This is a genomic window from Burkholderia sp. Bp9099 (assembly GCF_003857805.1).
Classification (GTDB): Bacteria; Pseudomonadota; Gammaproteobacteria; order Burkholderiales; family Burkholderiaceae; genus Burkholderia.
In genome coordinates, this window is the sequence record NZ_QTPU01000023.1 from 114,107 (window position 1) to 140,474 (window position 26,368).

The following is a 26,368-nucleotide window of genomic DNA, read 5'->3' on the forward strand; positions in this document are numbered from 1 at the left end:
CCGGCGCGCGGGTCACCCCTTCATCCGGAGTTCGGCGCTGCGCGCGTGCGCCTGCAACCCTTCGCCGTATGCGAGTTCGGAAGCAATCTCGCCCAGCGTCTGCGCACCTTCGGCGCTGACTTCGATCAGGCTCGAGCGCTTGATGAAGTCGTACACGCCGAGCGGCGACGAGAAGCGCGCGGTGCGCGAGGTCGGCAGCACGTGGTTCGGGCCGGCGCAGTAGTCGCCGAGGCTTTCGCTCGTGTAGCGGCCGAGGAAGATCGCGCCGGCGTGGCGGATCTGCTGGCCCCATTGCTGCGGCTCCAGCGCGGAAATCTCGAGGTGCTCGGGCGCGATGTCGTTCGCGATCCGGCACGCTTCGGCCATGTCGCGCACCTTGATCAGCGCGCCGCGGCCTTCGAGCGACGCGCGGATCACGTCCTGGCGCGGCATCGTCGGCAGCAGCTCGTCGATCGCCTTCTCGACGCGCTCGAGGAACGCGGCGTCCGGGCACAGCAGGATCGACTGCGCGAGTTCGTCGTGTTCGGCCTGCGAGAACAGGTCCATCGCGACCCAGCTCGGATCGGTCGTGCCGTCGCACAGCACGAGGATTTCCGATGGTCCGGCGATCATGTCGATGCCGACCGTGCCGAACACGCGGCGCTTGGCGGACGCGACGTACGCATTGCCCGGCCCGCAGATCTTGTCGACCGCCGGCACCGTGGCCGTGCCGAACGCGAGCGCGCCGACCGCCTGCGCGCCACCGATCGTGAACACGCGATCGACGCCGCCGAGCAGCGCCGCGGCGAGCACGAGGTCGTTCTTCACGCCGTCCGGGGTCGGCACGACCATCACGATCTCGCCGACGCCCGCGACCCGCGCGGGAATCGCGTTCATCAGCACCGACGACGGATAGGCGGCCTTGCCGCCCGGCACGTACAGGCCGACGCGGTCGAGCGGCGTGACCTTCTGGCCGAGCACCGTGCCGTCGCTTTCCGTGTACTGCCAGCTATGGGTGCCGCACTCGATCTTCTGTTTCTCGTGATACGCCCGCACGCGTGCGGCGGCGGCTTCCAGCGCCGCGCGCGCCTTCGGCGCGAGGCCGTCGAGCGCCGTCTGCAGCGCGTCCTGCGGCAGTTCGAGCGCGGCGACGCTGCTGGCGTCCAGCCGGTCGAAGCGGTTCGTGTACTCGAGCACCGCGGCGTCGCCGCGCGACTTCACGTCGGCGAGAATCTGCGCGACCGACTGCTCGATCGCTTCGTCCTCGCTCGCCTCGAACGCGAGCACCGCACGCAGCGCGGCGTCGAAGCCGTCGCTGGTCGAATCGAGTTTGCGGATGGTGATGGCCATGGAAGTTCCGTTACGGTGATGCGCTCAATTGCCATTCTGCGACGCGCGTTCGAACGCGTCGAGAATCGGCTTGAGCGCCGCGCGCTTCAACTTCAGCGCAGCCTGGTTCACGACGAGGCGCGACGAGATCGCCATGATCTCCTCGACCTCGACCAGATTGTTCGCCTTCAGCGTGCCGCCCGAGCTGACGAGGTCGACGATCGCGTCGGCCAGCCCGACGAGCGGCGCCAGCTCCATCGAGCCGTACAGCTTGATCAGGTCGACGTGCACGCCCTTCGCGGCGAAGTGTTCGCGTGCCGTTTCGACGTACTTGGTCGCGACCCGCAGGCGCGCGCCCTGGCGCACCGCGTTCGCGTAGTCGAAACCGGCCGGCACGGCGACCGACATCCGGCAGCGTGCAATGTTCAGATCGATCGGCTGGTAGAGGCCCGAGCCGCCGTGCTCGACCAGCACGTCCTTGCCGGCCACGCCGAAGTCGGCCGCGCCGTATTCGACATAGGTCGGCACGTCGCTCGCGCGCACGATGATCACGCGCAGGTTCGGGTCGGTCGTCGGCAGGATCAGCTTGCGCGACGTTTCCGGATCCTCGGCCACCTGCACGCCGGCGGCCGCCAGCAGCGGCAGGGTTTCCTCGAAAATCCGGCCCTTCGACAGGGCGAGGGTCAGCGGCGCGGTCATGCTTGGCTCCCGGAGAGGCGGCGCACGTTCGCGCCGACGGCGGTCAGTTTGGTTTCCATGCGGTCGTAGCCGCGGTCCAGGTGATAGATGCGGTCGACGAGCGTTTCGCCTTCGGCGCGCAGCCCGGCGATCACGAGGCTCGCCGACGCGCGCAGGTCGGTCGCCATCACGTTCGCGCCGGACAGCTTGTCGACGCCCGTCACGAGCGCCGTGTTGCCGTCGATCGTGATGTTCGCGCCGAGCCGGTTCAGCTCCTGCACGTGCATGAAGCGGTTCTCGAAGATGGTCTCGACGACCTGCGCGGTGCCCGTCGCGACCGAATTGAGGGCCATGAACTGAGCCTGCATGTCGGTCGGGAACGCCGGGTATTCCGACGTGCGGATCGTCACCGCCTGCGGGCGGCGGTCCATCTTCACGCGCAACCAGCTGTCGCCTTCCTCGATCGACACGCCGGCCTCGCGCAGCTTGTCGATCACCGCGTCGAGGATGTGCGTGCGCACGCCCGTCAGCATCACGTCGCCGCCCGCCGCCGCGACCGCGCACAGGAACGTGCCGGCCTCGATGCGGTCGGGAATCACCGAATGGCGTGCGCCGTGCAGCCGCTCGACGCCCTGGATCACGAGGCGGTCGGTGCCGATGCCGTCGATTTTCGCGCCCATCGCGACCAGCAAGTGTGCGAGATCGCTCACTTCCGGCTCGCGTGCCGCGTTCTCGATCACCGTCTCGCCGTCGGCCAGCGTCGCGGCCATCAGCAGGTTTTCCGTCCCCGTCACCGTGATCATGTCGGTCACGATGCGCGCGCCCTTCAGGCGCTTCGCGCGTGCCTCGATGAAGCCGTGCTCGATGCTGATCTCGGCGCCCATCGCCTGCAGGCCCTTGATGTGCTGGTCGACCGGCCGCGCGCCGATCGCGCAGCCGCCCGGCAGCGACACCTTGGCCTCGCCGAAGCGCGCGAGCAGCGGCCCGAGCACGAGGATCGACGCGCGCATCGTCTTGACGAGCTCGTACGGCGCGACGAGGTTGTCGACGCGCGATGCGTCGAGCTGCACGCGGCAGCCGTCCGTTTCGCTCTTCACGCCCATCTGGTTCAGCACCTTCAGCGTGGTGCGCACGTCCTTCAGGTTCGGCACGTTGTCGAGTTCGACCGGCTCGGCGCTGAGCAGCCCCGCGCACAGGATCGGCAGTGCGGCGTTCTTCGCGCCCGACACGACGATCTCGCCCGACAACCGGCGACCGCCTTCGATCACCAGCTTGTCCATCCCATGTCCCTGCGATTCCCCGTTGGCGGCCGGGTGTGCCGTGGCGACGCTCTGGACGGCGTCGCGCTCGTTGACGGTGACTTGCACTCAGTGGTTCCGGTTTATGCGTTCTGCCATTCGGCGGGCGTCAGCGTCTTCATGCTGAGCGCGTGAATTTCCTGCTTCATGCGATCGCCGAGCGCCGCATAGACGAGCTGGTGCCGCTGGATCGGCCGCTTGCCTTCGAAGGCCGCCGACACGATCGTCGCGAAGAAATGCTGGCCGTCGCCTTCGACTTCCAGATGAGTGCAGGCGAGACCGCCGGCGATGTATTGCTTGACCTGTTCGGGAGTCGGCAACATGAGGGGCTCCTGTCGGCGCGCGCCGCCCGTGGCGGCCGCCGCCGTCGATATCAATGACGCAGTTTGTAGCCGGTCGCGAGCAGCCGCATCGCGAACATCGCGAGCAGCACGAAGAAACCGGTGACGATCGCGAGGCTTGCGAGCGGGTTGATGTCGGACGCGCCGAAGAACCCGAAACGGAAGCCGTCGATCATGTAGAAAAACGGGTTGAGACGCGAGATCTCGCGCCACACGGGCGGCAGCGAGTGCGTCGAATAGAACACGCCGGACAGGAACGTCAGCGGCATGATCAGGAAGTTCTGGAACGCGGCGAGCTGGTCGAACTTCTCGGCCCAGATCCCGGCGATCAGCCCGAGCGTGCCGAGGATCGCCGAGCCGAGCAGCGCGAACGCGATGATGAACAGCGGCGCCGCGAAATGCATCGGGATAAACCAGATCGTCACGACGAACACGCCCGCGCCGACCGAGAGCCCGCGCACGACGGACGCGAGCACGTACGCGCCGAAGATATCCTTGTAGGACAGCGGCGGCAGCAGCACGAACACGAGGTTGCCGGTGATCTTCGACTGGATCAGCGACGACGAGCTGTTCGCGAATGCGTTCTGCAGCACGCTCATCATCACGAGGCCGGGGACCAGGAAGCTCACGTACTCGACGCCCGGATACACCTCGACTCGGCCCGACAGCGCGTGGCCGAAGATCGTCAGGTACAGCAGCGCCGTCACGATCGGTGCGCACACCGTCTGGAACGACACCTTCCAGAAACGCAAGAGTTCCTTGTAGAACAGCGTTTGAAAACCGCTCATGCCAATCCCTCGACGACTTCTGCTCCGTTCATCACCTGGACGAACACATCCTCGAGGTCCGCCTTGCGGACCTCGATCTCGTCGAACGTGCAGCCCGCCGCGCGACACTGCGCGAGAATCCGTTCGACATCGTCGTAGCTCGCGAGACGCAGCAGATGCTCGCCCGGCGCGCGTGCGGCCGGATCGGTCTCCAGCCCGCGCAGCTCGGCGGGCAGCGCGCCCGTTGCCAGTCGCAGGTACAGCTGCAACCCCGCGAAGCGCCGCAGCAGCGCGTCGGTGCGGTCGAGCGCGACGACCTCCCCGCGGCGCAGCATCGCGATGCGGTCGCACAGCGACTCGGCTTCCTCGAGGTAATGCGTGGTCAGGACGATCGTGTGGCCTTCGCGGTTCAGCCGCGAGATGAATTTCCACAGCGTCTGGCGCAGTTCGACGTCGACGCCGGCCGTCGGCTCGTCGAGCACGATCACGGGCGGCCGGTGCACGAGCGCCTGTGCGACCAGCACGCGGCGCTTCATGCCACCCGACAGCGCGCGCATGTTCGCGTCGGCCTTCTCGGTGAGGTCGAGATTGGCCATCACTTCGTCGATCCAGTCGTCGTTGCGGCGCAGCCCGAAATAGCCGGACTGGATCCGCAGCGTCTCGCGGACGGTGAAGAACGGGTCGAACACGAGTTCCTGCGGCACGACGCCGAGCGCGCGGCGCGCACCGCGGAAGTCCTTGACGACGTCGTGGCCGCGCACCGAGATACTGCCTTCATCGGCCCGGGCGAGCCCGGCGAGGATACTGATGAGCGTGGTCTTGCCTGCGCCGTTCGGGCCGAGCAGACCGAAAAACTCGCCCTCCTCGACCGACAGGCTGACGCCCTTGAGCGCCTGAAGCGATTTGTAGCGCTTCCTGACGTGACGGATTTCTATGGCTGACATGACTGTGCGCGGCGCAGGGGCCGCGACGCCTATTCTGTGCGTGCTGCGAAAGAAAATGGGGGCCGGACGCCGATTGGCTGCCCCGCAAAACGCTTGATTATAGGGCAAACCGGCTGGTGGAGCCGGCGCCTAAGGCGCGCGGCCTGAAGCGTGCGCGCGCCGGCTGGCGCGGCAGGCTTCGGTCGGACAGGGTCAATGTCGCCCGGTGCCGTCGATGAGCGCGTCGACGCCGTAGGCGCGCGCGAGGCTGGCGAGCTTCGAGGGGAGATTGAGGATGTCGAGGGTCGCACCGCGCGCTTTGGCGGCACGTTGCCATGCGAGCAGCACGGCGAGCGCGGACGAGTCGAACTGCGTCAGCGCCGCGCAGTCGACGGCGGTTTCGCCCGCGTCGATGCGCGCGAGACCGTCCGCGAGCGCGGACTTCGCGCTCGCGACGGTCAGCGAGGAGCCGGCCGCGAAGCCGCTCACGACGCCTGCTTGCCGGCGGCAAGTTCCTGGTTGCGCTGCGTCAGGAACTTGATCAGGCCGTCCACGCCGCTTTGCTGGATCTTCTCGTTGAACTGCTGCTGGTACGTCTGGATCAGCCATGCGCCCAGCACGTTCAGGTCATACACCTTCCAGCCGTTGGCCGTCTTGTACAGGCGGTAATCGATCTGGACCGGCTGGCCGTTGTTCATCGCGACCGTCTTCACGACGACGTCGGTGTCGGCCGGATCGGCACGGAACGGCGGGTACTGGATCTGCTGGTCCGGCTTCAGCTGCGCAAGCGCGCCCGAATACGTGCGGATCAGCAGCAGCTTGAACTGCTCCTGAACCTGTTGCTGCTGCTCGGCCGACGCCGTGCGCCAGTTGCGGCCCATCGCGAGCTGCGTGGTGCGGCGGAAATCGGTGTACGGCAGGATGTCCTTGTTGACGATCGTAATGATGCGGTTGGTGTCGCCCTGCTTGATTGTCTGCTGCTTGACCTCGTCGAGCACCTGCTGCGTCGCCGTCTTGATCAGCGCCTGCGGGTTCGACTGGTCGACTTGCGCGTGAGCTGCGCTGCCGAACGAGAACAGCGCCGCGAAAACGGGAATCAGGAACAGTTTTTTCATCATGGAGACCTGCATGAAGAGTCGATGCGAAGGTTGGAGCCGGTAGATTACGCGAAGGTTCGCGTGCGCTACCGACTGAATCGTTTCCGGCTGTAACGAATGTAAGCGCGTCAGTGCAGCCGGATGCTCGGGAAGCGGAATCCGCCCGGCGACGGCGGCGCCACCTGCATCGGCGGCACGGTCGTCGCGCTGGCCGGGTTCGGCGCCTGGGCGGCACCCGACGCCGGTGCGGCAACGGCCGCGCCCGATGCGCCGGCCGGCGCCGTCGCGCCACCGACTGCCGCGGCGCCCGCCGTCCCGGCCGCACCGGCTGCCGCCGGTGCCGCGCCGTCGTCCGGCAGGTCGTACTTCGGCAGCGCATCGTTGCTCGACGTCGTCGAGGCCTCGCCGCGCGCGTTGTCGATCAGCATCTGGCGGCGTTGCAGGTACGCGTTGCGCACGAACGAATACTTGTCGAGCGCCGCGGCATCCAGCACGTCGCCCGCGCCGAGCAGGTTCGCACGCGTATTGACGAGGTTCACGCCGAACAGGCCCCAGCTCAGGCCGTCCGGCTTCACGTAGGTGAGCGGGTTGCCGACGTAGTCGACGCCGAGGCCGGCCGTGTCGCGCAGCGTGCTCGGGCCGAGCAGCGGCAGCACGAGATACGGACCCGACGGCATGCCGTAGCGACCCATCGTGATCCCGAAGTCGGCCGTGTGCTTCGGCAGTTTCGCGATCGTCGCGACGTCGAACAGGCCGCCGACGCCGAACACCGTGTTGATCACGACGCGCATGATGTCGCCGACGCCGTCCGCGATCCGCAGCTGCACGATGTTGTTCGCCGCGATGTAGACGTCGCCGATGTTCGAGAAGAAGTTCGTCACGCTGTCGCGCACCGGCTGCGGCACCACGTACTGGTAGCCCTTCGCGACCGGTTTCAGCGCGTACGTGTCGACCGTGTCGTTGAACTTGTACATCGACCGGTTGAAGCCTTCGAGCGGATCGCCCTTGGTCGGCGTCTGCACGGTCGCGCAACCGCTCAATGCGGCGACTGCCGCCACCGCGAGCGCGGCGTGCCTGATGCGGATCGTCTGCATGGTCATTACCCTCTTGTCTTTCTCTCGTGTGGTTATTGGGCGGCCGAACCGGACACCGCGGAGGCCGGCACCGCGACCGGTGCGGGCGCCGCCGGTGCAGCCGAGGCGCCGGATGCCGGCTTCGCGCCACCCGCGTCGGCTGCCTTGCTGTACAGGAACTGGCCGATCAGGTTCTCGAGCACGATCGCCGACTGCGTCATCGTGATCGTATCGCCCGCCTTCAGCATTTCGGTGTCGCCGCCCGGATCGAGGCCGATGTACTGCTCGCCGAGCAGGCCCGACGTCAGGATCTTCGCGGACGAATCCTTCGGGAACGGATACTGGCCGTCGATATCGATCGTCACCAGCGCCTGGTAGGTGTTGGGATCGAAGCCGATCGCCTTCACGCGACCGACCACGACACCCGCGCTCTTCACGGCCGCGCGCGCCTTCAGCCCGCCGATGTTGTCGAATTTCATCCGCACCGAGTAGGTCGGCTGAAACGAAAGCGAGCTCATGTTGCCGACCTTGAGCGCCAGGAACAGCACCGCAAGGAAGCCCACCACCACGAACAGGCCGACCCAGAAGTCGAGAGCAGTCTTTTTCATCGTCATCCCAAAATTTGGCTTGGCTGAGGCTTAGCTGAACATCAGCGCGGTCAGCAGGAAATCGAGGCCGAGTACGGCGAGCGACGCGAACACGACCGTCTTGGTCGTCGCGCGCGACACGCCCTCGGGCGTGGGCTTCGCTTCATACCCTTGAAACAGCGCAATGAAGGTCACGGCGAACCCGAACACGATGCTCTTGATCACGCCGTTGCCGACGTCGGCCCATACCTGGACCCCGCCCTGCATCTGCGACCAGAACGCGCCCGGATCGACGCCGATCAGCACGACCCCGACGAAATAGCCGCCGAGCACGCCGACCGCGTTGAAGATCGCGGCGAGCAGCGGCATCGCGATGATGCCGGCCCACAGGCGCGGCGCGATCACCGTCTTGACCGGGTCGACGGCCATCATCTCGAGCGCGGTGAGCTGCTCGCCGGCCTTCATCAGGCCGATCTCGGCCGTCAGCGACGTGCCGGCGCGGCCCGCGAACAGCAGCGCGGTCACGACCGGGCCGAGCTCGCGCACGAGCGACAGCGCGACCAGCAGGCCGAGCGCCTGCTCGGACCCGTAGCGATTCAGCGTGTAGTAGCCCTGCAGGCCGAGCACGAAGCCGACGAACAGGCCCGACACGGCGATGATCACGAACGAATAGTTGCCGAGGAAGTGGATCTGCTTCGTGACCAGCCGCGGCCGGCGCAACAGCGGGAAGAATTCCAGCACGAGGCGCACGAACAGCCGCGTGCCGTAGCCCGCGCGCTCGAGGCCGCCGATGACGTAACGTCCGATCGCGCTGATCATGCGCGCCCTCCGCCGAGCCCGAAATCCGCTGCTAGCGGCGGGCTCGTGTAATGAAATTTGAACGGGCCGTCCGGCGCGCCGTCGATGAACTGGCGCACGCTCGGGTCGGTCGATGCGCGCAGCTCGTCGGGCGTACCCTGCGCGAGCACGCCGCCGTTGGCCAGAAAATACACGTAGTCGGCGATCGCGAACGATTCCGGCACGTCGTGCGTGACGAGGATCGACGTCGCGCCGAGCGCCTCGTTCAGCGTGCGGATCAGGTTCGCGGTGATGCCGAGCGAGATCGGATCGAGGCCCGCGAACGGTTCGTCGTACATGATGAGCTGCGGGTCGAGCGCGATCGCGCGCGCGAGCGCGATGCGGCGCGCCATCCCGCCCGACACCTCGGACGGCATCAGGTCGCGCGCGCCGCGCAGGCCGACCGCGTTGAGCTTCATCAGCACCAGATCGCGGATCAGGTCGTCGGGCAGGTCGGTGTGTTCGCGCAGCGCGAACGCGACGTTCTCGAACACGGACATGTCGGTGAACAGCGCGCCGAACTGGAACAGCATGCCCATCTTGCGGCGCAGCGCGTACAGGCCGTCGCGCGTCTGCGCGCCGACGTCGGCGCCGTCGAACAGCACCTGGCCGCGGCGTGCGCGCACCAGCCCGCCGATCAGGCGCAGCACGGTCGTCTTGCCGCAACCCGACCCGCCCATGACGGCGACGACCTGGCCGCGCCCGAAGCGCATGTTCAGGTTCGACAGGACGAGGCGGTCGCCGTAGCCAAAGTCGACGTCGCGAAGTTCCAGCAGGGTCTCGGTAGGAGTGGGGCTCACGGAGCTGACAGTCCTTTTACGCAGAACGCCGAATTATAGGGCCTGCATTGGAATGATGTCGTGACGCCGTTCCGGGCCCTGCGGTCAATGATTGTCAAATTGTCGGGCAAAGCATTGCTGCAACGCAACAATCGCCGCCCGATAATCGTTGGCGCCCGTGATCGCGCTGACCACCGCGACGCTGCCGACGCCCGTCGCCAGCACGTCCGGCAACGCGTCGAGCCCCACGCCGCCGATCGCGACGAGCGGCGCCCGCGCCCCCGCGAAGCGCGCATAGCGGGCAATCCTCGCCAGGCCCTGCGGCGGCGCCGCGACTGCCTTGGTCGCGGTCGCGTAGACGGGACCGAGCGCCAGATAGCTCGGGCGCTCGTGCAAGGCCCGCAACATCTCGTAATAACCGTGGCTCGACAGCCCGAGCCGCAGGCCGGCGCGCGCGAGCGCGGCCAGATCGGCCGTTTCCAGATCCTCCTGGCCCAGATGTACGCCGTACGCACCCTCTTCTACTGCGATCCGCCAGTGATCGTTGATGAACACACGCGCATCGGGATAGCGGCGCCCTGCCGCGACCGCGCGCGCGATTTCACGGCGCAATGCGTCCGGCTCCGCGCCTTTCACGCGCAGCTGCACGGTCCGCGCGCCGCAATCCAACACGCGCTCGACCCATTCGGCATCCGGGACGACCGGATACAGGCCCAGTTGCGCGGGGCACGGCGGGAATGCCGGCTCCGGTGCGGCGGCCAGGCCGGCGACACGCGGGAACCGTGCCGCGTCGACCGGCCACGCATCGGCATCGCGCGTTTCGTCGCCGTCGCGCCACGCCAGCGCGAGCACCAGCGCGTCGATCGGCGCGAAACCGCAGTCGAGGAACGCGGCGAGCGCCGCGATCCAGTCGTCGGCGAGCGGATGCGCGGCTTCCAGCGCGTGGCGCACGCCCACGGCATGCAGCACGGCGCCGCGCTCGTCGAATTCGATCGCGACCGCGTCCGGCGATGCGGGGCGCGATGCAGCCGACGCGCGCGCCTGCGCGGCACGGTCGCCGGCCGACACGATCAGCACGTCGCCGTCGGCCGGCACGTCGGGCGCCGCGACGCAGAGCCGCCACGGCGTCGTGCCGGCCGGCCAGTCGCCGAGGCGCGCGCGAATCCGCTCGGCCGCTTCGGCCAGCTCGTCGGCCGGCGGCCAGAAGGCATCGGCGAAGCGCACGCTCATGCGCCGCCTCCGTCCTGGTGCCAGAACGGCATCCCGACGACCGGCGTGCTCGCATGCGCGGTCTCGCGCGCATCCATCGGCCCGGCGAGGTAGGCCGCACGGCCGGCCTCGACGCCCTGCGCGAACGCGCGCGCCATGATCTCCGGGTGCGTGGCCTGCGACACGGCCGTGTTCAGCAGCACGCCGTCGAAACCCCACTCCATCACCTGGCACGCGTGCGACGGCACCCCGAGCCCCGCGTCGACGATCAGCGGCACGTCCGGCAGCCGCTCGCGCAACACGCGCAGCCCGTACGGGTTCACGACGCCCTTGCCGGTGCCGATCGGCGCGCCCCACGGCATCAGCGCCTCGCAACCGACGTCGAGCAGGCGCCGGCCGATCACGAGATCCTCGGTGCAGTAAGGCAGCACCTTGAAGCCGTCCTTGACCAGTTGCGCGGCCGCCTCGATCAGCCCGACCGGGTCGGGCTGCAGCGTGTAGTCGTCGCCGATCAGCTCGAGCTTGATCCAGTCGGTGTCGAACACCTCGCGCGCCATGTGCGCGGTCGTCACCGCCTCGGCGACGGTCTGGCAGCCGGCCGTGTTCGGCAGCAGCGGCACCGCGTGACGCTTGAGCAGGTCGAAAAAGCCGGCCTCGGCCGTGCCGCCGGTCATCTGGCGGCGCAGCGCGACCGTCACCATCCCGGGGCGCGACGCGGCGATCGAGTCGGACAGCGACTGCAGCGACGGATAGCGCGACGTGCCGAGCAGCACGCGGCTTGCGAAGGTTTCGCCATACAGCGTCAGCGCGTCGGCGGAAGTGAGGGACGTCATGTCGTTTTCCTGGAAGAGCGGGGGCGAACCGGCGGCGCTCAGCCGCCCGCGACGGGGTGCACCACGTCGAGCTTGTCGCCCGTCGCGAGCGCGCGCGCCGCATGCTGCGTGCGCGCGACGAAATTGCCGTTCAGCGCGACCGCGTACGGCGGACGCGCGCCGTACGCGGCGAGCGCGTCGGCCACTGTCGCGCCGTCGGGCAGCGTCAGCGTCTGTTGGTTGATCTGGATATCCATGAGGCTTGATCGAATTCGGTCGGCGGCGCGCATCAGGCCGGCTGGCGCGCGTCGTCGCGGTGATGAAGGAGCGTCGGCCAGCGCGCGGCATCGCGCCACGCGGCGAACGCGTCGGCATCGGCGAACGTGCCGCCGAGCGCGGCGTGCGCGAACGCGACCGCCGCATGCGCGACTTCCGGCGCGATCATGAAGCCGTGCCGGTACAGGCCGTTGACGGCGAGCGTCGTCGCGCCGTCCCAGATCACCGCCGGGCGATGGTCGGGCAGCGTCGGGCGGCACTGTGCGTTGAGTTCGAGGATGCGCGCCTCGCCGAATGCCGGGTGCACGGAGAACGCCGCGCTCAGCAGTTCGAGCGCCGAGCGCACGCTGACGGGCGACATGTCCTCGCCCTCCACCTCGGTTGCGCCGATCACGTACAGGTCGTCCTGTTTCGGCGCGATGTACAGCGGATAGCGCGGATGCAGCAGCCGCACGGGCCGCGTGAGCCCGATGCCGGGCGCATGCACGCGCGCGACCTCGCCGCGGATGCCGCGCAGCGCGGGCAGCGCGGATTTCGCGCCGAGCCCACGGCAATCGATCGTGAAATGCGCGTCGGGCCGGTTCGCGTCGTCGATCGTCGCGTGCCAGTGCAGCTCGACGCCGCGTTGCGCGAGGCCCGCCGCGAGCGCGCGCAGGGCCTGCCGGTTGTCGAGCTGCCCTTCGCGCGGCAGCATCAGGCCGCGCGCGAAGCGTCCCGCGAGCGCGGGCTCGGCCGCGTCGACCTGGCCACCGGCCAGCGCGACGAAGCCGCCGTCGAACAGCTCGGCCGGCGCGTTCGCGCGCACGCGCCGCTCGAACAACGGCGCCTCGGCACGATCCGCGTGATGCCAGACGACGAGCGTGCCGTGCTGCTGGAAGAACACCGGTTCGGGCAGTTCCGCGAGCCATTGCGGCCAGCGCGCGAGCGATGCGGCGCCGAGCTCGGTGATCAGCAGCTCGGCACTCGCCGCCTCGGCGAGCGGCGCGAGCATCGCGGCCGCGACCCACGCGGCCGACTGCTCGCCGTCCGGGCCGCCGCGTTCGTACAGTGCGACGCGATGCCCGTCGCCCGCGAGCCGCCACGCGATCAGGCGGCCGACGAGGCCGCCGCCGAGTACCGCGAAATCCGGCCGGGAAGCATGGAGGTTCATCGCGCCCCCTCCCCGCGAACCAGGCGGGCGCATGCGACGGACGTCGACGCGCGCACACGGTCCCGTGCAGACGCACGCGACAGCGGATCGGGAACAGCGCAAAAGACTGAAGATTGAGCGGTCATCATTCCTTCCGTAACGCGCGACGCGCGTACCCAAAAGGACGAAACCGGCAGCAAAGGCCGGCCGGGCGGGACTCGGGCGCTGACCATGTGGGATGGCGGCCAGCGCGGCCCGGCGGGATCAGAAACTTCCCTCGCCGGTATTACCCGGATCGGGTGCGAAGGGTCTTTCTCAGCCTCGCCGCGTTGCCCGGAACTGTCCGTCGGCCGCGCTCGAAGCACCCCTGTTTCGTCGTCGGCCATTAGACCATAAAAGCGGAAAGCGCCGCAAACTGTCCCCTTGCGGCAAATTCGCCGTCGCGCCGCGCCGCTCTGGCACAATGCCCGCAGGCCGGCCGCGCGAGCGGCCGGTTGCCGCGTCACCGCCGGCCTTAAGTGCCGTTTAAGACGCGCGGGCCACCATCCGGACGCCCGCCGTCAGTCGGCACCTCGTCCCGGCATGCCGTATCGCGGCGCGCGTCCGGCTCCGCCCGGCCCGCGCGCCGGCTACTCATCAGGAAGCACATGACCCAATCGATCGATCCCGTCCGCTCCGCCTCCGACGCGCCGCAGGACGAGCGCCCGGTATCCGCGTGGAGCCTCATCAAGCCCTACTGGGTGTCGTCCGAATGGAAAGTCGCGTGGGGGCTGCTGGTCACGATCATCGCGATCAACCTCTGCGTGGTCTGGATCAACGTCAAGCTGAACAAGTGGAACGCGCAGTTCTACAACGCGCTGCAGTCGAAGGACGTCCACGACTTCCCGAACCTGCTGATGCAGTTCTCCGCGCTCGCGTTCGGCTTCATCATCCTTGCGGTGTACGGCCGCTACCTGCGCCAGATGCTCGGGTTCCGCTGGCGCCAGTGGCTGACCGACCGGTTTCTCGGCCAGTGGCTCGGCGATCGCGCGTTCTACCGGATCGAACGCGACCGCCTCGCCGACAACCCCGACCAGCGGATCACCGACGACCTCCAGTCGTTCGCGACGACGACGCTCGCGCTGTCGCTCGACCTGCTGTCGACGGTCGTCACGCTCGTGTCGTTCATCACGATCCTGTGGTCGCTCGCCGGCGCGCTGACGCTCTCGCTCGGCGCGACGCCGATCACGATCCCCGGCTACATGGTGTGGGCGGCCGCGCTGTACGCGGTGGTCGGCTCGCTGATCATCCAGAAGGTCGGTCACCCGCTCGTGTCGATCAACTACCAGCAGCAGCGCGTCGAGGCCGACTTCCGCTTCGGGCTGATCCGCGTGCGCGAGAACGCCGAGCAGATCGCGTTCTACGACGGCGAGAAAACCGAGACCGCCAACGCGCAGAGCCTGTTCACGCGCATTCGCGACAACTGGTGGCGCGTGATGAAGTACACGAAGCGCCTCACGTTCGTGCTGAGCTTCTACGGGCAGATCGCGATCATCTTCCCGCTCGTCGTCGCGGCGCCGCGCTATTTCGCCGGCGCGTTCTCGTTCGGCGTGCTGATGCAGATCTCGTCCGCGTTCGGCACCGTCAGCGATTCGTTCTCGTGGTTCATCAACAGTTACTCGACCCTCGTCGAATGGCGCGCCACCGTCAACCGTCTGCGTGAATTCAAGCGCGTGATGGGCACGTCGCACCTGAAGGAAAGCCTGTCGCCCGCGACCGAGCACGGCGGCATCAACCTGCACTACGTCGATGCCGCGAAGCTGTCGACGTCGTCGCTGAAGCTCGCGCTGCCGAACGGCAACGCGCTCGCGAACATCGGCAACGTGACGATCGAACCCGGCTCGCGCTGGCTCGTGATCGGCAAGTCGGGTTCCGGCAAGAGCACGTTCATGCGCGCGCTCGCGGGCCTCTGGCCGTTCGGCGACGGCGCGATCGACGCGCCGGTCGGCGCGCGGATGATGTTCGTGCCGCAGACAAGTTACCTGCCGATCGGCACGCTGAAAGCAGCGCTCACGTATCCGGCCGCGCCCGACACGTTCGCCGACGACGCGTGCCGCGACGCGCTGCGCGCGTGCCGCCTCGAAGACTACGTCGAGCGCCTCGGCGAGACCGGCCACTGGACGCGCGTGCTGTCGCCGGGCGAACAGCAACGTCTCGCCGGCGCGCGCGTGCTGCTGCACAAGCCGGACTTCCTGTTCCTCGACGAAGCGACGAGCGCGCTCGACGCCGACAACGAAGCGCGGCTCTATCACCTGTTCGCCGAACGGCTGCCGAAGGCCGCGATCGTCAGCATCGCGCACCGCGAGTCGCTGGCCGCGTTCCACGTCGGCACGATCAACGTCGAACGCGTGAACGACAGCGACAAGGTCGCCGCGTAACCGCTCAACAGAAGGCCGGTGCATGCCGCGCCGGCCTTCTCTTCCTCGTTCTTCCTGCCTTCCCGCCTTCCCGCTACGCCGGCACGACCGGCACCGACACGATCGGCACATGCGACACGCCGTCGTGCGACAGCCGGCTTTCGAATAGCGTCAGCGCGGCGAAACGCAGCGCGCACGGCCGCCCGGTCGCGCCGCCGTGCGCGGGCTGCCCGTCCGCGTCGCGCGGCAACCGCGCGAGCGTGACGTGCGGCCTGAACGGCCGGCGGTCGGCCGGCACGCCCAGTTCGCGCAACAGCGCGGATAAGTCGGCATTCAGCGCCGTACAGGCAGGATCGGGCGCGAGTTCCGCGACGATCAGCCTCGCTCGCGGCAGGCTCGGCCACCACGCGATCCGCTCGACCGGCTGCAACGGCAGCGCATGCGCGGCCGCGAGCGCCGGCAGGCGCGCGGCCAGCGCGTCGCAACGCGCGCGTTCGATCGCGCCGATGAACGCGAGCGTCACGTGCAGTTGCGCGGGCAACGTGCGCCGCGCGCCGCGGGTGACCGGCAGCGCATGCAGCGCGTCGCGCGATGCCGTGTCGGGCATCAGCGCGACGAACGCACGAAGCCGGTCGCCGTTCACGACTCGCGCACCGCCACGCGCGCTTCGGCCACCGCATCGGCCGACACCGGACGCTGCGGCAGCGGGCCGTGCTCGCCCCACACGTCGGCCGGCAGCACGCGCGCGAGCTCGGGAATCGTGTTGCGCGTGAACACCGGATCGGCAATGCCCTGCGCGCGCTGGCGGCGATAGTCGCGCCACGCGGCATGCGCATACTTGCCGAGCGCGAGGATCGCAACCAGGTTGATGATCGCCATCAGCCCCATGCTCGTATCGGCCATCGCCCACACGAGCGGCAGTTGCCCGACGCTGCCGAACATCACCATCCCGAGCACCGCGATGCGGAACAGCGGCAGCACGCCGCGCCGCTTCGTGATGAAATCGACGTTGCCTTCCGCGTATGCGTAATTGCCGATCACCGACGAGTACGCGAAGAAGAAGATCGCGACGGCCATGTAGATGCCGCCCCAGCCGCCGACGTGGCTCGCGATCGCGCGCTGCGTGAGCGCCGCGCCTTCCATGCCGGTGCCGAGTTCGTACTGGCCCGACAGCAGGATCACGAACGCGGTCGCGCTGCAGATCACGATCGTGTCGACGAACACGCCGAGCATCTGGATCAGCCCCTGCACGACCGGATGCCGCACGCTCGCGGTCGCGGCCGCGTTCGGCGCGCTGCCCATGCCGGCCTCGTTCGAGAACAGCCCGCGCTTCACGCCCATCGCGACCGCCTGGCTGACCGCATAGCCGGTCAGGCCGCCCGCCGCCTGCTCGAGCCCGAACGCGCTCTTCACGATCAGCGCGATCACGGCCGGCACCATCGCGATGTGGGTCGCGACCGCGTAGACCGCCAGCGCGAGGTAGCCGATCGCCATCACCGGCACGATCACCTGCGCGACCGACGCGATGCGGCGAATCCCGCCGAAGATGAGCGGCGCGGTGAGCAGCACGAGGCTGAGGCCGACCGTCTCGCGGCTCCAGCCGAACGACGTATGGAACGCGTCGGCGATCGCATTGGCCTGCACCGCGTTGAACACGAAACCGAACGCGAGGATCAGCGACAGCGAGAACAGCACGCCGAAGCCGCGCGAGCGCAGGCCCGTCTGGATGTAGTACGCGGGGCCGCCGCGATAGCTGCCGTCCGGATGCGACACCTTGAAGATCTGTGCGAGCGTCGCCTCGACGAACGCCGACGACATCCCGACAAGCGCCGTCATCCACATCCAGAAGATCGCGCCCGGCCCGCCGACCGTCAGCGCGACCGCGACACCGGCGATGTTGCCGGTGCCCACGCGGCTCGCGAGCCCGGTCGCGAACGCCTGGAACGACGAGATGCTGCCCGGCTCGCCCTTGCTGCCGACCAGTTTCATGCTGAGGAACAGCGCCTTCAGCTGGATCATCCGGAACCGCAACGTGAACCACGCGCCGGCGCCGAGCAGCAGCGCGATCAGCACGTAGTTCCACAGCACGCCGTTGACGGCGTCGATCAGCCCATGCACGAGTGCTTCCATCCAGAGTCCTTTCAAATGGGGTCGATCATGGTCGGCTGCGCGTGGCGCGCCGGAAGGACGACATGATATGACAATTCGCAAGAAATCTTACAAAACGAAAGGACTGTGGCGCGACGCTGGCCGGACTGCCAACGCTTCAAGATTATGCGACTCGCCACACGCAGAACCATGTTCTGCGCAATGAACTTTGACGTTTGGAAACGTTGTTCGAACCGCCGAACGAGGAGGACATGTCTCGCGGAACTGCTTCGATTGGACGTTGCCGCGCCTCACGCTCGGCTCACAAGGGGGTTCCGCTCGAGGCTGGCGCGCGGATAAGAACCATACAAAATTCTTGCAGAACAATCCAAAAAGGCAAACGCTGTGTCTTTCGCAATACGAATCAATTACCGAAAGACAACCAAACGGGGTGTGAAATGCTCAAGCACGACACGCTGGCATCTGAAAATGTCATGAATGGCGACAACAAACGGCAACACCAGAACAGGTGCCGCTTCCTGATTGCTTCGACCGCGCTACCGCTCGGAACCTTGCTGAAACATACAACGAGCGCGGCGCAATCAAATGTCCTACCACCGATTTCGGTTACCGCACCACGACCGCCTGATTTCAACTTTGGCGATTTCAAAATCAACTCGAACGAAATACCCGGCGCCAATATCGGGGCAGGAATACCACCCCCATCGGTCTGCTTCAATCAATATTGCGCGTCCAACTACATGCTCCTTTTTGCGAACACGGGCAACATGGTTCGCGCGACCGAAATGTTCTTCAGGTATTTGCCGGCAATCGGACGCAACGACACAAACTTCTGGCGCAATCAGCTTGTGCTGGTCGGCGGATTCACGCCATGGCTGGCCATAGGCGGCTACAAGTATTTGCCCGGCGCCAACCAATATGGGTTTAATTTCGCACCCGGGCATTATGCAAACATTTCCGCATTATTTGGCATCTACGTCGGCCAACTGGACAAAGCCCTGCCCACATCGAAATTCGATTTTTATGGCAACCCACTGATGTTCATAGAGGCAGTCAATCACTGGATACACGGAAACGGAGTCCAACGATCCATCAACATCGAATCTCTAAACTTAAAAATGAATGTTAGCGATTTCGGAGAAATATCGCGAGCCATCGAAAACCAAGGATATGGCCCTGGCATTTATCCAATCGACAGCGGATTCAGCACCAACATCTTCAACCATGGAACTCAGGATCTGTGGAGCGCAACCGTCTTGGGACGAATATCCGGCCGAGTTCACGGAACATTGGAACTACTCGCCGACAACACATATCGATTCAACGGGTATTACACACTCAATCCAGACAGGTTTGATGCCGATCCATCAAATCGACCATTTCTTCAAGAGGCAGCCACCACGTTTCTGGCGAAACTCGGTTCGGTGCTAGGGCATACGGACTATCAGATAATCTTCACCGGCGAAAAGAATATCTCATTTTCTGGCCAAAGACCCGTGCGAAATGCCGAAATGCGCCCCCCGGAGGCCGTTCATAGGCCATCATTTGGCGGCTTGATGCGCCCCGGCCGCTTCTAGGATCGAGAATTCCTGTCGCGCGCGCAATCTCGACAACCAAACACACGCCGAATCCGATCATGCTTTCGACAGTCTTGTGCTTCGTGATGCGTTGGATCCTCTGGATTATCGCCGCCGCCATTGGCACGTTCGTATTGCTGTTCGTCGTCGTGGCGTTTTCTCGGTACGAGAGGACGGAAGGCAGTTGCCCCGATGCATCCATCGAGGTACTCCGCGGAAAGATCCTCGCATACATCGAAGACCAAGGGGTGCAGTCCAATCGCATCCAATTCGATGGTGCCCCGCGATATCACGCATGGAAACTCGGGGTCTGGGAATTCCCCCTGCTCGTCGACGGAACAAAGTACATCGCGATGATCGATTGCAACGAACAACTAGCAAGCTATTGGCGAGTCAAGGAATCACCGCACGCCCCCCCATCTCCTGGCAATTGATCGCACATCGGAACATAAAGCACTCGGCACGTTCGAAAAAAACGGCGCTTTGGCTCTATCGCGCGACCGATTGGACGGACAAATCGACATGGGGGCATCGAATGACGCTCGTTGACATACTCCAAACCGTCCTGACAATGTTTGTCGCCATGCGGCAAGCCCCGTCGCGACGCGATGATGGGCACACGATCGTCAACGGCTGCTACACAAAAAAACCGGGCGCCCTCTCGGACGCCCGGCTTTCATCGAAACCCGCTCGCGATGATACTCAGCGCGGCAGTTCCGAATGCCCCATCAGGTACGCGTCGACCGAGCGCGCGCACTGGCGGCCTTCGCGGATCGCCCACACGACGAGCGACTGGCCGCGACGCATGTCGCCTGCCGCGAACACCTTGTCGACCGACGTGTAGTACGAACGATCGCCTTCGGTCGCCGCACGCGCGTTGCCGCGTGCGTCCTTCGCGACGCCGAACGCCTCGAGCACGGTGGCTGCCGGCTGCGTGAAGCCCATCGCGAGCAGCACCAGGTCGGCCTTCATCTCGAACTCGGAGCCCGGCACTTCCTGCATCTTGCCGTCCTTCCACTCGACGCGTACCGCGATCAGCTTCTCGACCTTGCCGTTCTTGCCTTCGAGACGCTTCGTCGCGACCGCCCAGTCACGCTCGCAGCCTTCCTCGTGCGACGACGACGTGCGCAGCTTGATCGGCCAGTACGGCCACACGAGCGGCTTGTTTTCCTCTTCCGGCGGCTGCGGCAGCAGCTCGAACTGCGTGACCTGCTTCGCGCCGTGACGGTTCGACGTGCCGACGCAGTCCGAACCCGTATCGCCGCCGCCGATCACGATCACGTGCTTGCCCTTCGCGAGCAGCTGGTCGGCGAGCTTGTCGCCCGCGTTCACGCGGTTCTGCTGCGGCAGGAAGTCCATCGCGAAATGCACGCCCGCGAGTTCGCGGCCCGGCACCGGCAGGTCGCGCGGCGTTTCCGAACCGCCCGCGATCACGACCGCGTCGAATTCCTCCTTCAGCGTGTCCGGCGAAATGGTTTCCTTCGCGAGGCTGCCGATCGACTCGGGCAGCGGATCCTTGCCGATGAACACGCTGGTGCGGAACGTCACGCCTTCCGCTTCCATCTGGCGCATGCGGCGATCGATCAGCCACTTCTCGAGCTTGAAGTCGGGGATCCCGTAACGCAGCAGGCCGCCGACGCGATCGTTCTTCTCGAACACCGTCACGTCGTGGCCGGCACGCGCGAGCTGCTGCGCAGCGGCGAGGCCCGCGGGGCCAGAACCGACGACCGCGACTTTCTTGCCGGTCTTGTGTTCGGCCGGCAGCGGCTTCACCCAGCCTTCCGCCCAGGCCTTGTCGATGATCGCGTGCTCGATCGACTTGATGCCGACCGGATCGTTGTTGATCCCGAGCGTGCAGGCTGCCTCGCACGGCGCCGGGCAGATGCGGCCCGTGAACTCGGGGAAGTTGTTGGTCGAATGCAGGACTTCGATCGCCTGCTGCCAGTCCTGGCGGTAAACGAGATCGTTGAAGTCCGGAATGATGTTGTTGACCGGGCAGCCGTTGTTGCAGAACGGGATGCCACAGTCCATGCAGCGTGCGCCCTGGACCTTCGCGTCCGCGTCGGTCAGCGCCGCGACGAATTCCTTGTAGTGCTTCACGCGCGTGAGCGGTGCTTCGTACGCCTCGTGGCGGCGTTCGAACTCCAGAAAACCGGTTGCCTTGCCCATAAGGTGCTCTTCTGTTCGGTGTATCGGGTGGGGGAGCCGCGCGCGGCCGTCAGGCGCGCGCGGCATTCGCTATGTCGTTCGTCGCTCAGGCGGCCAGCACTTCCTTCGCCGCCTTCTTCGCACCGATCTCGCCCAGCGCGCGCTTGTATTCGTGCGGGAACACCTTCACGAACTGGCGGCGCGCCGCGTCCCAGTTTTCCAGCAGCGACTTCGCGCGCGGCGAACCCGTGAACTGGAAATGACGCTCGACGAGCCCCTTGAGCAGCGCTTCGTCCGTCGTGCCCGCATGCCAGAGCGCGCGGTCGACCGTGCGCTCCTGCTCGGCCTGCTGCAGCACCGGCTCGAGCGCGACCATCGACTTGTTGCACTTCGCCGCGAACGTGCCTTCCGGATCGTAGATGTACGCGAGACCGCCCGACATGCCGGCCGCGAAGTTGCGCCCGGTTTCGCCGAGCACGACGACCGTGCCGCCCGTCATGTATTCGCAACCGTGGTCGCCCGTGCCTTCGACGACCGCCGTCGCGCCCGAGTTACGCACGCAGAAGCGTTCGCCCGCGACGCCGCGGAAGAACGATTCGCCTTCGATCGCGCCGTACATCACCGTGTTGCCGCAGATGATGTTTTCCTCGGACTTGCCGCGGAAGTCGTTGGTCGGACGGATGATGATCCGGCCGCCCGACAGGCCCTTGCCGACGTAGTCGTTGCCGTCGCCGACGAGGTCGAGCGTCACGCCCTTCGCGAGGAACGCGCCGAAGCTCTGGCCGGCCGTGCCCTTCAGCTGGATGTGCACCGCGTCGTCGGCCAGGCCTTCGTGGCCGTGCTTCTTCGCGATCACGCCCGACAGCATCGCGCCGACCGTCCGGTTCACGTTGCGCACCGGCTGGATGAACGACACATGCTCGCCGTTCTCGATCGCGGCCTTCGCCTTCTCGATCAGCACGTGGTCGAGCGCGCGCTCGAGGCCGTGATCCTGCACGTCGACGTGACGCGGCGCGACGTCCTCGCACTCTTCCGGCTGGTAGAACACGCGCGAGAAGTCGAGGCCCTTCGCCTTCCAGTGCTCGATGCCCTTGCGCGTATCGAGCAGGTCGGCACGGCCGATCAGGTCGTCGAACTTCGCGACGCCGAGCTGCGCCATGATCTCGCGCACTTCCTCGGCGACGAAGAAGAAGTAGTTCACGACGTGCTCGGGCTGGCCCTTGAACTTCGCACGCAGCACCGGATCCTGCGTCGCGACGCCGACCGGGCACGTGTTCAGGTGGCACTTGCGCATCATGATGCAGCCTTCGACGACGAGCGGTGCCGTCGCGAAGCCGAATTCGTCCGCGCCGAGCAGTGCGCCGATCACGACGTCGCGGCCCGTCTTCATCTGGCCGTCGGCCTGCACGCGGATGCGGCCGCGCAGGCGGTTCAGCACCAGCGTCTGCTGCGTTTCGGCGAGGCCGAGTTCCCACGGCGTGCCCGCATGCTTGACCGACGACAGCGGCGACGCGCCCGTGCCGCCGTCATGGCCGGCGATCACGACGTGGTCGGCCTTCGCCTTCGCAACACCGGCCGCGACCGTGCCGACGCCGACTTCCGACACCAGCTTCACCGAGATGCTCGAGCTCGGGTTCACGTTCTTCAGGTCGTGGATCAGCTGCGCCAGATCCTCGATCGAGTAGATGTCGTGGTGCGGCGGCGGCGAGATCAGGCCGACGCCCGGCACCGAGTAACGCAGCTTGCCGATGTATTCGGACACCTTGTGGCCCGGCAGCTGGCCGCCTTCGCCCGGCTTCGCGCCCTGCGCCATCTTGATCTGGATCTGGTCGGCCGATGCCAGGTACTCGGCGGTGACGCCGAAGCGGCCCGACGCGACCTGCTTGATCTTCGAGCGGAGGGAATCGCCATCCTTCAGCGGAATGTCGCTGACGATCTCGTCGCCGATCACCGACTTCAGCGTCTCGCCCGACTTGATCGGAATGCCGCGCAGTTCGTTGCGGTAGCGCTTCTCGTCCTCGCCGCCTTCGCCGGTGTTCGACTTGCCGCCGATCCGGTTCATCGCGATCGCGAGCGTCGCGTGCGCTTCCGTGCTGATCGAACCGAGCGACATCGCGCCCGTCGCGAAGCGCTTCACGATGTCCTTCGCCGGTTCGACGTTTTCGATCGGGATCGCCTTGGTCGGCTCGACCTTGAACTCGAACAGGCCGCGGAACGTCATGTGACGCTTGGTCTGGTCGTTGATCAGGTGCGCGTATTCCTTGTACGTCTGGTACGAGTTGCTGCGCGTCGCGTGCTGGAGCTTCGCGATCGAGTCCGGCGTCCACATGTGGTCTTCGCCGCGCACGCGATACGCGTACTCGCCGCCCGCGTCGAGCATGTCGCGCAGGACCGGGTTGTCGCCGAACGCATCGCGGTGCAGGCGGATCGCTTCTTCCGCGACTTCGAACAGGCCGATGCCGCCGACCTTCGAGGCCGTGCCCTTGAAGTACTTCTCGACGAGGTCGCTCGACAGGCCGAGCGCTTCGAAGATCTGCGCGCCCGTGTACGACATGTACGTCGAGATGCCCATCTTCGACATCACCTTCTGCAGGCCCTTGCCGACCGCCTTCGTGAAGTTGTAGACGGCCTTCTCCGGCGACAGGTCACCCGACAGGCCTTCGGCCATCTTCGCGAGCGTTTCCATCGCGAGGTACGGGTGCACGGCTTCCGCGCCGTAGCCCGCGAGCAGCGCGAAGTGGTGCGTCTCGCGTGCGGAGCCCGTCTCGACGACGAGGCCCGTGCTCGTGCGCAGCCCTTGCTGGACGAGGTGCGAGTGGATCGCCGACGTGGCGAGCAGCGCCGGGATCGCGACGTGCTCGGCGTCCGTCTTGCGGTCCGACACGATCAGCATGTTGTAGCCCGACTTGACCGCGTCGACGGCTTCCGCGCACAGCGACGCGAGGCGCGCCTCGATGCCTTCCTTGCCCCATGCGACCGGGTAGCAGATGTTCAGTTCGTACGCGCTGAACTTGCCGCCCGTGTACTGGTCGATCGCGCGGATCTTCGCGATGTCCTTGAAGTCGAGCACCGGCTGCGACACTTCGAGACGCATCGGCGGGTTGATGTTGTTCGTGTCGAGCAGGTTCGGCTTCGGGCCGATGAACGACACGAGCGACATCACCATGTTCTCGCGGATCGGGTCGATCGGCGGGTTCGTGACCTGCGCGAACAGCTGCTTGAAGTAGTGATAGAGCGTCTTGTTCTTGTTCGACATCACCGCGAGCGGCGAGTCGTTGCCCATCGAGCCGACGGCCTCTTCGCCCTGCTGCGCCATCGGCGCCATCAGGAACTTCAGGTCTTCCTGCGTATAGCCGAACGCCTGCTGGCGGTCGAGCAGCGCGGCGCCCTGCGTGCGGCCGGCCGCGACGTCCTCGGCCTTCGGCTCGATCTCGTCGAGCTTGATGCGCACGGCGTCGATCCAGCTCTTGTACGGCTTCGCGTTCGCGAGGTTGTCCTTGAGCTCCTTGTCGTCGATGATGCGGCCGTGTTCCATGTCGATCAGGAACATCTTGCCCGGCTGCAGGCGCCACTTCTTGACGATCTTCGATTCGGGGATCTGCAGCGTGCCGGCTTCCGACGCCATGATGACGAGGTCGTCGTCGGTCACGATGTAGCGCGCCGGGCGCAGGCCGTTACGGTCGAGCGTCGCGCCGATCTGGCGGCCGTCGGTAAACGCGATCGCGGCGGGGCCGTCCCACGGCTCCATCATCGCGGCGTGGTATTCGTAGAACGCGCGGCGATTCTCGTCCATCAGCGTGTGCTGTTCCCAGGCTTCCGGGATCATCATCATCACCGCGTGCACGAGCGGGTAGCCGGCCATCACCAGCAGTTCGAGACAGTTGTCGAACGATGCGGTGTCCGACTGGCCCGGGTAGATCAGCGGCCACAGCTTCGGCAGGTCGTCGCCGAGCACGTGCGACGCGATCGCGCCGGTACGCGCGTTCAGCCAGTTCACGTTGCCCTTGACGGTGTTGATCTCGCCGTTGTGCGCGATCATCCGGTACGGGTGCGCCAGCTCCCAGGCCGGGAACGTGTTGGTCGAGAAGCGCTGGTGCACGAGCGCGAGCGCCGACACGACGCGCGCGTCCTGCAGGTCGCGGTAGTACACGCCGACCTGGCCCGCCAGCAGCAGCCCCTTGTAGACGATCGTGCGCGCCGACATCGACGGCACGAAGTATTCCTTGCCGTGCTTGAGCTTCAGCGCCTGGATGCGGTGGCTCGCGGTCTTGCGGATCACGTACAGCTTCCGCTCGAGCGCGTCCGTCACCATGATGTCCTTGCCGCGGCCGATGAAGATCTGGCGGATCAGCGGCTCGCTCGCCTTGACCGTCGGCGAGATCGGCATCGTATGGTCGACCGGCACGTCGCGCCAGCCGAGCACGACCTGCCCTTCTGCCCGCACCGTCCGCTCGAGCTCCTGCTCGCACGCGAGACGCGATGCATTTTCCTTCGGCAGGAAGATCATGCCGACCCCATATTCGCCGGCCGGCGGCAGCGTCACGCCCTGCTTCGACATTTCCTCGCGATAGAACGCGTCCGGAATCTGGATCAGGATGCCGGCGCCGTCGCCCATCAGCGGATCGGCACCGACCGCACCGCGGTGATCGAGGTTCTCGAGGATCTTCAGACCCTGCTGAATGATCTCGTGGCTCTTCTTGCCCTTGATGTGAGCGACAAAGCCGACGCCGCAGGCGTCGTGTTCGTTTTGCGGGTCGTACAGACCTTGTGCGGCGGGCACCGCGGCGAGCGGCTGCTGGTGGTCGTTCATGGGGACACCGTCGTAAAGGGGCCTCGAGGGCCGTTGAACCATTTTTTTGTTGCCGTCGATCCCGCTCCCGACGGGAGACGGCACGGCCGACAGTGGTTGGGCGAGCTTCACCCGGGCCACCGGAATTCGGAATATACGCGACGAATCAAAGGAATAGCAACAAAAACCGCTTGATAGAACCCCATTTAAACAGATGCTCGGATCTGGTGCTGTT

Annotated in this window: 23 protein-coding genes and 1 riboswitch; of the genes, 3 read left to right on the top strand and 20 right to left on the bottom strand. The window is 66.4% G+C overall.

The features are described from left to right. Window positions 1-12: 12 nt before the first annotated feature. The 16 genes from hisD to DIE17_RS25950 all read right to left on the bottom strand — a co-directional run bounded on the left by hisD (window position 13) and on the right by DIE17_RS25950 (window position 13,135). Window positions 13-1,329: a histidinol dehydrogenase gene (gene hisD, locus DIE17_RS25875; protein ID WP_124522230.1), complete on the bottom strand. Its 1,317-nt coding sequence runs from the start codon at window positions 1,327-1,329 to the stop codon at window positions 13-15. A 24-nt stretch (window positions 1,330-1,353) separates the two neighbouring features. Next, complete coding sequence (hisG, locus tag DIE17_RS25880; protein ID WP_006751807.1) at window positions 1,354-2,007, bottom strand: ATP phosphoribosyltransferase; 654 nt, start codon at window positions 2,005-2,007, stop codon at window positions 1,354-1,356. Next, complete coding sequence (gene murA / locus DIE17_RS25885; protein WP_124522231.1) at window positions 2,004-3,353, bottom strand: UDP-N-acetylglucosamine 1-carboxyvinyltransferase; 1,350 nt, start codon at window positions 3,351-3,353, stop codon at window positions 2,004-2,006. The genes hisG and murA overlap by 4 nt, the downstream gene beginning before the upstream one ends. 14 nt (window positions 3,354-3,367) lie before the next feature. Then, window positions 3,368-3,607 (bottom strand): BolA family protein, encoded by a 240-nt coding sequence (locus tag DIE17_RS25890; protein WP_006477131.1) that lies wholly within the window; start codon window positions 3,605-3,607, stop codon window positions 3,368-3,370. A 50-nt stretch (window positions 3,608-3,657) separates the two neighbouring features. Further along, a complete protein-coding gene (locus tag DIE17_RS25895; RefSeq protein WP_044845960.1) occupies window positions 3,658-4,413 on the bottom strand; it encodes an ABC transporter permease in 756 nt (251 codons plus the stop codon). After that, window positions 4,410-5,336 (bottom strand): ABC transporter ATP-binding protein, encoded by a 927-nt coding sequence (locus DIE17_RS25900; RefSeq protein ID WP_124522232.1) that lies wholly within the window; start codon window positions 5,334-5,336, stop codon window positions 4,410-4,412. Before DIE17_RS25900 ends, DIE17_RS25895 begins: the two co-directional genes overlap by 4 nt. Before the next feature lie 192 nt (window positions 5,337-5,528). Continuing rightward, window positions 5,529-5,804: a lipid asymmetry maintenance protein MlaB gene (locus DIE17_RS25905; RefSeq protein ID WP_044845962.1), complete on the bottom strand. Its 276-nt coding sequence runs from the start codon at window positions 5,802-5,804 to the stop codon at window positions 5,529-5,531. Further along, on the bottom strand, window positions 5,801-6,430 hold the full coding sequence (locus tag DIE17_RS25910; protein ID WP_044846000.1) for a phospholipid-binding protein MlaC: 630 nt from the start codon (window positions 6,428-6,430) through the stop codon (window positions 5,801-5,803). Before DIE17_RS25910 ends, DIE17_RS25905 begins: the two co-directional genes overlap by 4 nt. Window positions 6,431-6,540: 110 nt before the next feature. Beyond that, on the bottom strand, window positions 6,541-7,506 hold the full coding sequence (locus DIE17_RS25915) for a VacJ family lipoprotein (protein ID WP_044845963.1): 966 nt from the start codon (window positions 7,504-7,506) through the stop codon (window positions 6,541-6,543). Between the two features lie 32 nt (window positions 7,507-7,538). Beyond that, window positions 7,539-8,099, bottom strand: a complete 561-nt coding sequence (gene mlaD, locus DIE17_RS25920) for an outer membrane lipid asymmetry maintenance protein MlaD (RefSeq protein WP_124487854.1) — start codon at window positions 8,097-8,099, stop codon at window positions 7,539-7,541. Between the two features lie 24 nt (window positions 8,100-8,123). Next, window positions 8,124-8,891: a lipid asymmetry maintenance ABC transporter permease subunit MlaE gene (mlaE, locus tag DIE17_RS25925; RefSeq protein WP_006762098.1), complete on the bottom strand. Its 768-nt coding sequence runs from the start codon at window positions 8,889-8,891 to the stop codon at window positions 8,124-8,126. Beyond that, a complete protein-coding gene (locus DIE17_RS25930; RefSeq protein WP_044845966.1) occupies window positions 8,888-9,709 on the bottom strand; it encodes an ABC transporter ATP-binding protein in 822 nt (273 codons plus the stop codon). Before DIE17_RS25930 ends, mlaE begins: the two co-directional genes overlap by 4 nt. An 84-nt stretch (window positions 9,710-9,793) precedes the next feature. Further along, window positions 9,794-10,918: a thiamine phosphate synthase gene (gene thiE, locus DIE17_RS25935; protein ID WP_124522234.1), complete on the bottom strand. Its 1,125-nt coding sequence runs from the start codon at window positions 10,916-10,918 to the stop codon at window positions 9,794-9,796. Further along, window positions 10,915-11,730, bottom strand: a complete 816-nt coding sequence (locus DIE17_RS25940; RefSeq protein ID WP_039322226.1) for a thiazole synthase — start codon at window positions 11,728-11,730, stop codon at window positions 10,915-10,917. The genes thiE and DIE17_RS25940 overlap by 4 nt, the downstream gene beginning before the upstream one ends. A 38-nt stretch (window positions 11,731-11,768) precedes the next feature. Further along, window positions 11,769-11,966, bottom strand: a complete 198-nt coding sequence (thiS, locus tag DIE17_RS25945; protein WP_014898319.1) for a sulfur carrier protein ThiS — start codon at window positions 11,964-11,966, stop codon at window positions 11,769-11,771. Window positions 11,967-11,998: 32 nt separating this feature from the next. After that, on the bottom strand, window positions 11,999-13,135 hold the full coding sequence (locus tag DIE17_RS25950; protein WP_124487852.1) for an FAD-dependent oxidoreductase: 1,137 nt from the start codon (window positions 13,133-13,135) through the stop codon (window positions 11,999-12,001). A gap of 234 nt (window positions 13,136-13,369) precedes the next feature. Next, a riboswitch (TPP riboswitch) is annotated at window positions 13,370-13,493 on the bottom strand. A 268-nt stretch (window positions 13,494-13,761) separates the two neighbouring features. On the opposite strand from DIE17_RS25950, the gene DIE17_RS25955 reads away from it, so the two are divergent. Then, a complete protein-coding gene (locus DIE17_RS25955) occupies window positions 13,762-15,531 on the top strand; it encodes an ABC transporter ATP-binding protein/permease (RefSeq protein ID WP_124522236.1) in 1,770 nt (589 codons plus the stop codon). 73 nt (window positions 15,532-15,604) lie between these two features. Here DIE17_RS25955 and thpR read toward each other — a convergent pair whose 3' ends face one another. Both thpR and DIE17_RS25965 read right to left on the bottom strand, forming a co-directional pair. Beyond that, entirely contained in the window at window positions 15,605-16,153 is a 549-nt protein-coding gene (gene thpR / locus DIE17_RS25960; protein ID WP_124522238.1) for an RNA 2',3'-cyclic phosphodiesterase, read from the bottom strand. Next, window positions 16,150-17,640: a sodium:alanine symporter family protein gene (locus DIE17_RS25965; RefSeq protein ID WP_124522240.1), complete on the bottom strand. Its 1,491-nt coding sequence runs from the start codon at window positions 17,638-17,640 to the stop codon at window positions 16,150-16,152. Before DIE17_RS25965 ends, thpR begins: the two co-directional genes overlap by 4 nt. 230 nt (window positions 17,641-17,870) lie before the next feature. Here DIE17_RS25965 and DIE17_RS25970 point away from each other — a divergent pair, with 230 nt between their 5' ends. Both DIE17_RS25970 and DIE17_RS25975 read left to right on the top strand, forming a co-directional pair. Further along, window positions 17,871-19,196, top strand: a complete 1,326-nt coding sequence (locus DIE17_RS25970; RefSeq protein WP_260426266.1) for a lipid II-degrading bacteriocin — start codon at window positions 17,871-17,873, stop codon at window positions 19,194-19,196. A gap of 59 nt (window positions 19,197-19,255) precedes the next feature. Further along, entirely contained in the window at window positions 19,256-19,630 is a 375-nt protein-coding gene (locus tag DIE17_RS25975) for a hypothetical protein (protein WP_124487848.1), read from the top strand. Between the two features lie 268 nt (window positions 19,631-19,898). On the opposite strand, the gene DIE17_RS25980 is transcribed toward DIE17_RS25975, so the two are convergent. Together DIE17_RS25980 and DIE17_RS25985 are read right to left on the bottom strand one after the other, a co-directional pair. After that, entirely contained in the window at window positions 19,899-21,365 is a 1,467-nt protein-coding gene (locus DIE17_RS25980) for a glutamate synthase subunit beta (protein ID WP_044845973.1), read from the bottom strand. Window positions 21,366-21,450: 85 nt separating this feature from the next. Continuing rightward, window positions 21,451-26,154 (bottom strand): glutamate synthase-related protein, encoded by a 4,704-nt coding sequence (locus DIE17_RS25985; RefSeq protein WP_044845974.1) that lies wholly within the window; start codon window positions 26,152-26,154, stop codon window positions 21,451-21,453. Window positions 26,155-26,368: the final 214 nt, after the last annotated feature.

Bases quoted from the DNA above. Each gene is read 5' to 3' on its own strand.
- DIE17_RS25975 (WP_124487848.1), top strand. From the start codon at position 19,256: ATGCTTTCGACAGTCTTGTGCTTCGTGATGCGTTGGATCCTCTGGATT.
- DIE17_RS25940 (WP_039322226.1), bottom strand. From the start codon at position 11,730: ATGACGTCCCTCACTTCCGCCGACGCGCTGACGCTGTATGGCGAAACC.
- DIE17_RS25900 (WP_124522232.1), bottom strand. From the start codon at position 5,336: ATGTCAGCCATAGAAATCCGTCACGTCAGGAAGCGCTACAAATCGCTT.
- mlaD (WP_124487854.1), bottom strand. From the start codon at position 8,099: ATGACGATGAAAAAGACTGCTCTCGACTTCTGGGTCGGCCTGTTCGTG.
- DIE17_RS25895 (WP_044845960.1), bottom strand. From the start codon at position 4,413: ATGAGCGGTTTTCAAACGCTGTTCTACAAGGAACTCTTGCGTTTCTGG.
- DIE17_RS25915 (WP_044845963.1), bottom strand. From the start codon at position 7,506: ATGCAGACGATCCGCATCAGGCACGCCGCGCTCGCGGTGGCGGCAGTC.
- DIE17_RS25965 (WP_124522240.1), bottom strand. From the start codon at position 17,640: ATGGAAGCACTCGTGCATGGGCTGATCGACGCCGTCAACGGCGTGCTG.
- thiS (WP_014898319.1), bottom strand. From the start codon at position 11,966: ATGGATATCCAGATCAACCAACAGACGCTGACGCTGCCCGACGGCGCG.
- thiE (WP_124522234.1), bottom strand. From the start codon at position 10,918: ATGAGCGTGCGCTTCGCCGATGCCTTCTGGCCGCCGGCCGACGAGCTG.
- DIE17_RS25910 (WP_044846000.1), bottom strand. From the start codon at position 6,430: ATGAAAAAACTGTTCCTGATTCCCGTTTTCGCGGCGCTGTTCTCGTTC.
- mlaE (WP_006762098.1), bottom strand. From the start codon at position 8,891: ATGATCAGCGCGATCGGACGTTACGTCATCGGCGGCCTCGAGCGCGCG.
- DIE17_RS25955 (WP_124522236.1), top strand. From the start codon at position 13,762: ATGACCCAATCGATCGATCCCGTCCGCTCCGCCTCCGACGCGCCGCAG.
- DIE17_RS25985 (WP_044845974.1), bottom strand. From the start codon at position 26,154: ATGAACGACCACCAGCAGCCGCTCGCCGCGGTGCCCGCCGCACAAGGT.
- hisD (WP_124522230.1), bottom strand. From the start codon at position 1,329: ATGGCCATCACCATCCGCAAACTCGATTCGACCAGCGACGGCTTCGAC.
- hisG (WP_006751807.1), bottom strand. From the start codon at position 2,007: ATGACCGCGCCGCTGACCCTCGCCCTGTCGAAGGGCCGGATTTTCGAG.
- DIE17_RS25980 (WP_044845973.1), bottom strand. From the start codon at position 21,365: ATGGGCAAGGCAACCGGTTTTCTGGAGTTCGAACGCCGCCACGAGGCG.
- DIE17_RS25950 (WP_124487852.1), bottom strand. From the start codon at position 13,135: ATGAACCTCCATGCTTCCCGGCCGGATTTCGCGGTACTCGGCGGCGGC.
- DIE17_RS25890 (WP_006477131.1), bottom strand. From the start codon at position 3,607: ATGTTGCCGACTCCCGAACAGGTCAAGCAATACATCGCCGGCGGTCTC.
- DIE17_RS25970 (WP_260426266.1), top strand. From the start codon at position 17,871: ATGTCTCGCGGAACTGCTTCGATTGGACGTTGCCGCGCCTCACGCTCG.